This is a genomic window from Vibrio sp. 10N.222.46.A1 (assembly GCF_041473595.1).
Taxonomy (GTDB): domain Bacteria; phylum Pseudomonadota; class Gammaproteobacteria; order Enterobacterales; family Vibrionaceae; genus Vibrio; species Vibrio tasmaniensis_A.
The window spans coordinates 1-6,153 of sequence record NZ_JBFRSN010000815.1; the positions used below are offsets into that span (position 1 = coordinate 1).

A 6,153-nucleotide genomic window follows, 5' to 3' on the forward strand; every position below is an offset into this window, starting at 1 on the left:
GAAATGTCACTGTTCAACCACCTATTTTTCTAAGAAGTTTCATCTACACTTTGGAGTAAGCTTTAGAGACTTCGTGTGCGATAAACGCATTCTACTTGCCAAAAAGTTAATCGAGGCAGATACCGAATCAAAAATTGCTGTCATTGCCTATCAATGTGGATACAAGGATGTGTCATATTTCTCGAGAATTTTTAAGAAACGGACTGGAGTAACGCCTGCAAGTTACAGGCGAGCCTGCACAGATAACGGAAAACAAAGAACATAAACGCTAATTTTACTCCCTAAAAGAAAAAACCATGGTACATTTAACATGATTTTAACAAAAATAACTTAGCGAAAAACATGGAGTTAGACAATGATTCAGCCTAACGAGTTTAGCCAAGAACAAGCAACAGCTCTCTCTACACCCAATGACATGATTTTAAAATGGGCAGAAGAACGCCCCGATGAGGTCTATTTAAAACAAATTATTAATCGCCAATTTGTCGAATTTACTTTTAAAGAAGTGGCCGACAAAGCACTGAAACTGGCGTCAGCATTAGAAGGACTCGGAGCCCAACCCGGTGATCGAGTCGCTCTCGTATCGAAAAACTGTGCGGAGTGGTTTATCTGCGATCTTGCCATGATGTTAGGAGATTTTGTCAGCGTCCCAATCTTTCCAACAGCGGGTGCCGATACCATACAGTACTGTATTGAACACAGTGAAAGTAAAATTGTGATTGCGGGTAAACTCGACGACCCTAAGGCCACTCAAAAAGTACTGGATGATAATCCAAACTTGGTGAGTATCTCACTTCCCTACGATAGCGCAGCGAAGTGCCAACATACTTTCGAACAACTCATCGATACCCATGAACCCTCAACCAAGCGTCCTCAGCATCACGATGATAAAGTAATGTCGCTTGTTTATACTTCGGGTACATCAGGGCTACCAAAAGGCGCGATGCTCACATACGGCGCCTTTACGTGGTCAGTTCAACGGTTGATCGATCATATTGGTATCCAACCCGGCGATCGCTTGTTCTCTTATCTACCGCTTGCCCATATTACAGAACGCGTTTACATCTTTGGCTCATCGGTAATGGGCGGTATAGTCACTGCTTTCCCGGAGTCTTTAGATACCTTTATTGATGATGTGAAAATGCATCGCCCTACTCTATTTATTTCAGTTCCTCGCTTATGGACTCTGTTCCAGCAACGAATCCAAGATAAGCTTCCGCAGAAGAAACTGAATTTATTACTTAAGATTCCGTTTATCAACAACATCATTAAGAAGAAACTGGCTGATGGCCTAGGGTTAGATCAAGCCCGCGTTTTGGGATGTGGTTCAGCTCCGGTATCACCGGCTCTACTCGCATGGTATGAGAGTGTTGGTCTACACATTACCGAGGCTTGGGGAATGACAGAGTCTTTCGCCTACAGCACGATTAATCACCCGTTTAGAGCCGACAAAATTGGTACTGTGGGTAATGCTGGTCCGGGCATCGAACTCAAAATTGCAGAAGATGAAGAAATTTTGGTTCGAAGCAAAGGTATGTTCTCTGGCTATTACAAAAATGACATAGCCACCCAAGAGTCTTTTAACTCTGAGGGATGGCTTCATACTGGCGATATTGGTGATATCGACAGCGAGGGCTACCTAACGATCCGGGGACGTAAAAAAGACACCTTTAAAACTGCGAAAGGTAAGTTTGTGGCTCCAGTGCCAATCGAAAACAAACTGTTTGAATACAGCCGCGTAGAAATGATGTGTTTGATCGGCTTAGGCTTACCTGGTCCTATCCTACTAGTGGTACCGCATGACTTCCCTAATTTTGATCGAGCTCGTTATGAAAGAACAAGTAAACGTGTCATTGAAAAAATGAACGAACTGTTAGCCTCGCATGAGAAGATCAAAGGGGTACTGATGATTAAGGAACCGTGGAGCATCGACAACGGTGTACTTACCCCGACTCTCAAGATAAAGCGACATATCCTTGAGCAGAAATACCATGAAATCGGTCATAACTGGCCGAAAGATAAATTGGTGGTTTGGGAAGAATAACCATTACTTGCACCTAACACTGAATAAAGAGTGCTACTAAACTGAAATTGGCACTAAGAGGGAGCTTAAGAGCTCCCTCTTTTTATGTAATTCTACTTCCTAATGACTGTTCTTCTTACTGACAGTCTTAACGCAAGCAATAACCCGCAGACAAGTATTACAAGGTTAACCTGATAATTACGTCTAACATCTCATCAAAACAAGGGCCTAATGCCTCTTCATCGATGGCATGGCAATACACCCCTTCAAGCTGAGCAGGATCATAGTCGGAACTCAGGTCCGGATCATCTAAAAGCGCGCTAGAGTTTGCCATTCGTAACAATAAGTCCTCACCAAACTCACTATCAGGTCCAGTTGCCGATGTTAGTGATGAGCCTAAACCCAACGTAAATACATATATGTCTTCCGTTCTAGCCTTTTCCGCGATGTCTTCAACTAGATTACGAGCAACCCGATTAACTCTGGTATACAGATCATTTGCTGAATGACTATCAGGGGCATATTGCGCTACTGGGCGCACCGCATGAGTCGGGTTCAAAATGTTGAACTCGGTGGCACTAGCATCATGAGTTGTATAATACTGAGGAATTTCGCTGATATAGTCATCAATATCTCTTCCCTCGTAACCGCCCGGTAACCTGGTAGCAATCGTATCATGTCTCCAAAGACCTCTAGGTCTGCCACTACTACCGTCGCTCGATCTTATAGCCCCTGTGTGAGTTCCACCACCTTCAAAATCAAACGTCGTAGCAAAAGTATTTGGCGCTCCATCAGTAAAGAATACAATCACTTTCAAGTTGGCAGGATCAGTCACAGTTCTGAGTTCATTCAGAGCTCGATACATCCCTTCTGATGCATTGGTATATTGGGCATTTGAAGTGCTACCAAAGTTAAAGCTATCAATTTCAGATTTTATGGTACTCCGGCTATGTCCACGGGTCGCATTGAACCCCACAGGGACTTCAGATCCAAAAGCAAACTTAACCAATGAAATTCGATCAAATCCCTCATGAAAATTTTCAATGAACGACTTAGACCGATCAATCACGTCTTGTGTCACGTCGCCAATACTCCCTAGTCTCAAGGAAGTAGTGTTATCAATCACTAACACCAAATCTACGGGGCGACGGATAGATTGTGCTGAAACTCCTGGGTTGAATGTATCTAACCCTATCAAGGGCAAAAAGATAGTAGGTACTTGCGCTGTAGCCGAAATATCTATGGAAATATTACCAAAAGAATCATATGCGAAGTTCACCGCACCTAAGCTCGGCGTTGCTGAATAAAAGTCGGCGGGGATATTAGCTGAAAAATATTTTTGAGCTGCAGCACGCCCTGCATCTTCGCCATTAGCGACCGCTCTTGCGGCTGCAATACTCGCAGCATCAACCGCCGCAAATAATTTAGACTTAACAATGTAAGCGCGTCCAGCATCCACTGAAAGTCCAACAACTAACAAAATAAAAGGCAGTGCGATGATTGACATCAAAGCCACTAACCCCCGACTGTAACGATATTTGATTGGGGTTCCCTTATCCATTTTAACCTCCCTACATATATGTTGTGTCACTCAAAATATATTGCTCGTCGAATACTCGACTAAAGATGGGTGAGTAGTCATAGAATACCTCTACGCTGTAAACGATCTCCCCGTCATCAAGTGCAACTGCGAGATTATTGATGAGCGGGGGATCATCTGAATCCACATCAGAACACTCCCCATCACTTGCCCAGTTACTGCAACTCGACCAAATAGCACTATTTTTACTTAATCCGTGTTGGTTCCATCGATATTGACTTTTAATGTAGGGGGAAGCACCTTCTTGACCAACCACCTCGGTAATGTAAATGACACCGTCTTGCGTCAAGTCCAATGTTCCCGATGTCGTCGCTATGATGTCCATCACTTCTTGAGGGGTATCAGTATTACTCCGAGAAATAATGTTCCCACCTTCTCGACTGATACTGATAATGATGTGATTGGCTTGAATGAGGTGCGTGATATCGACAGCAGCAACAATAAGCAACATGAACAATGGTGCTATTAAGGTCATTTCGATTGCCGCAAACCCTTTCTCTGCGGCTCTTTTGATCTTCAAAGGAAACATCCTGTTCCTCCTTAAAAAGCTTCGTTTTTCATTGCCGCACTAACGGTAAATTTAAACTTCCCGTCATCAAGCAAAACATACATATAAGGGTTTACAGATGGCCACTCACAATCAAGATGAATAGAAATAATGTCCCCTGAGCCACCAAAACCAGCGACGGCATTACCATAGACATCTTCAACACGTATGTTTTGAACATCCATCACTTTGTCGAGTAGACCACTCGAAGATTGGGAAATTTTTTCTAAGATTGCCGCTTCTCGATTACTCGATGCATCGGGATCGAGATCAGAACGACCTGTGATGGCATATCTTGCGCCCTCTCTTGCCGAATGTTGCATGGTCAATTTAACAAACCCATATATACCAAGATCAACAACCGTCAAAAAAAGCGCAAAAAACAGGCTCACCACGATCGTAAACTCGATAATAGCGATGCCTTTTATTTTGGATTTTAGACCGCTTCGATAGCGGTTACGTTCTGAACCTCTTGAAATAGATCTCATACAGCCCCCACCCTTTCGCCTTTCTATTCCCCATATATAGCCCAATAGAAAACCTAGGAGATACAGAAAAGCTCAACATTACAGATATAGAATTGATAAATGAGTTGTTCAAGTTTTATACGCGAGGGGTATTTGAAGGTAATACGATTGCTACCGCTATCAATATCGATAGTAATTAAAATATATTATTTTCAGTTGGTTAAATACGAAAATAACGTCCAATATAAAATAGAATCTAACTCCCAATTTATTCAGCACCCAAATAACTGTCTGTTTTATATCCATTAGATAAAGTAAGGATATAAATCAGACTGCTGTTGTTTCTATATAAATCACCACCACAGTCTCAAATATAAGACAACAAAAGTTCAAATTAAGCATTTAGTTTAGTAGCGAATAAAATAGAAATACTCTCAGTGTTTATTATGGAATAGTTAGATAGAGCTACCCCAAAGAGACCTTCCTCACAAAGAACCCTTGCGACTCCTTTAAGATAACAAAAGGTTATAAATATTTGGTGTAGTCTGAATCATTGTTGTTCTCGCTACTTAATCCTAAATCCTCTTTTACTCGATGACTTAACTGTTCTACACATAACACCTTATTAGATTTAGTCTCGTCAATCTTGACTCCCATTACCTTGTTTTTAAAGATTTTATAACCGAAAAAACTCTTCAAATTGATTAATAACTCCATAATTTCTCTCTTGTGCTCGCCATCGTTCTATCGCTATTATGAAAACAACCTGTTCGATAATCGAACAACCATTATTAACAAGAACTATAAGCTGAGATTATGGACAATAGACTGCGTCACCTTTCAGGTCTCCGTTACTTTGAAGTTGCGGCTCGCTTGAGCAATTACAGCAAAGCGGCTGAAGAGCTGTTCGTCACTCAAGCAGCCGTCAGCCAGAAGATTCGACAGTTAGAAGAACAGCTTGGATGTAAGCTCTTTATTCGTAAGGGGCGTGCAATGACTTTGACGCATGAAGGGCACACACTTTTTAGACATGTCTCTGATGGATTTCAAGAGGTTCTGCTGGGGTTAAACAAGATCCAATCAGAACCTATTCAAGGGCTGCTTGTTGTTAGAAGTCCCCCTTCTTTTGCTTCTCGTTGGTTACTACCTAGGCTGTGGAAGTTCTCGGTAAAGCACCCAGAGATCCCAATTAAGATACTAACAGGGTGTGATACCCCAAATTTAAAACATGGCGAGATTGATGTTGCTATTCGACAAGGCGAAGATCTATGCGTTGAAGAAGGCTTGACTCTTGAGATGCTAATCAACGAACCGGTTTACCCTTTTTGTTCCCCTGAACTCGCAAACTCTTTGAACTTCACATCACCTGAACAACTCCTCAAATGTTGGCTGATTCAGTTTGATAGCGGTTGTTTCCCGTGGGAGGAATGGTTTAGGCAAGCAAACATATCGACTCAAAGCAGCACCATTCAGTGGATGGAAGTCGGTACCTTTGATATGGGGTTAACGACTGTCA

6 protein-coding genes are annotated in these 6,153 nt (G+C 42.2%); 3 read left to right on the plus strand and 3 right to left on the minus strand.

The window, feature by feature from the left end; genetic code table 11:
* On the plus strand, positions 1-265 hold a 265-nt coding region (locus AB4496_RS20450), incomplete at its 5' end, for a helix-turn-helix domain-containing protein (RefSeq protein ID WP_372131800.1).
* Positions 266-355: 90 nt separating this feature from the next.
* The gene (locus AB4496_RS20455; protein WP_102257761.1) at positions 356-2,044 is read left to right on the plus strand and encodes an AMP-binding protein; all 1,689 of its coding nucleotides are present in this window, start codon (positions 356-358) and stop codon (positions 2,042-2,044) included.
* Between the two features lie 157 nt (positions 2,045-2,201).
* Here the strand turns inward: AB4496_RS20455 and AB4496_RS20460 are convergent, their stop codons facing one another.
* From AB4496_RS20460 to AB4496_RS20470, 3 genes are read right to left on the minus strand one after another with little or no spacing between them, the layout of a single operon-like run.
* A complete protein-coding gene (locus tag AB4496_RS20460) occupies positions 2,202-3,584 on the minus strand; it encodes a vWA domain-containing protein (protein ID WP_102257760.1) in 1,383 nt (460 codons plus the stop codon).
* A gap of 10 nt (positions 3,585-3,594) precedes the next feature.
* The gene (locus tag AB4496_RS20465) at positions 3,595-4,152 is read right to left on the minus strand and encodes a TadE/TadG family type IV pilus assembly protein (RefSeq protein WP_009847506.1); all 558 of its coding nucleotides are present in this window, start codon (positions 4,150-4,152) and stop codon (positions 3,595-3,597) included.
* 11 nt (positions 4,153-4,163) lie between these two features.
* A complete protein-coding gene (locus AB4496_RS20470; RefSeq protein WP_102257759.1) occupies positions 4,164-4,658 on the minus strand; it encodes a TadE family protein in 495 nt (164 codons plus the stop codon).
* A 795-nt stretch (positions 4,659-5,453) separates the two neighbouring features.
* Between AB4496_RS20470 and AB4496_RS20475 the strand changes: the two genes are divergently transcribed.
* Positions 5,454-6,153, plus strand: a 700-nt coding sequence (locus AB4496_RS20475) for a LysR family transcriptional regulator (protein ID WP_372131802.1), incomplete at its 3' end; no start/stop codon positions are given.

What these genes read in the sequence shown, in the direction of transcription:
- AB4496_RS20455 (WP_102257761.1), top strand. Translation starts at nt 356, where the DNA reads ATGATTCAGCCTAACGAGTTTAGCCAAGAACAAGCAACAGCTCTCTCT.
- AB4496_RS20460 (WP_102257760.1), bottom strand. Translation starts at nt 3,584, where the DNA reads ATGGATAAGGGAACCCCAATCAAATATCGTTACAGTCGGGGGTTAGTG.
- AB4496_RS20465 (WP_009847506.1), bottom strand. Translation starts at nt 4,152, where the DNA reads ATGTTTCCTTTGAAGATCAAAAGAGCCGCAGAGAAAGGGTTTGCGGCA.
- AB4496_RS20470 (WP_102257759.1), bottom strand. Translation starts at nt 4,658, where the DNA reads ATGAGATCTATTTCAAGAGGTTCAGAACGTAACCGCTATCGAAGCGGT.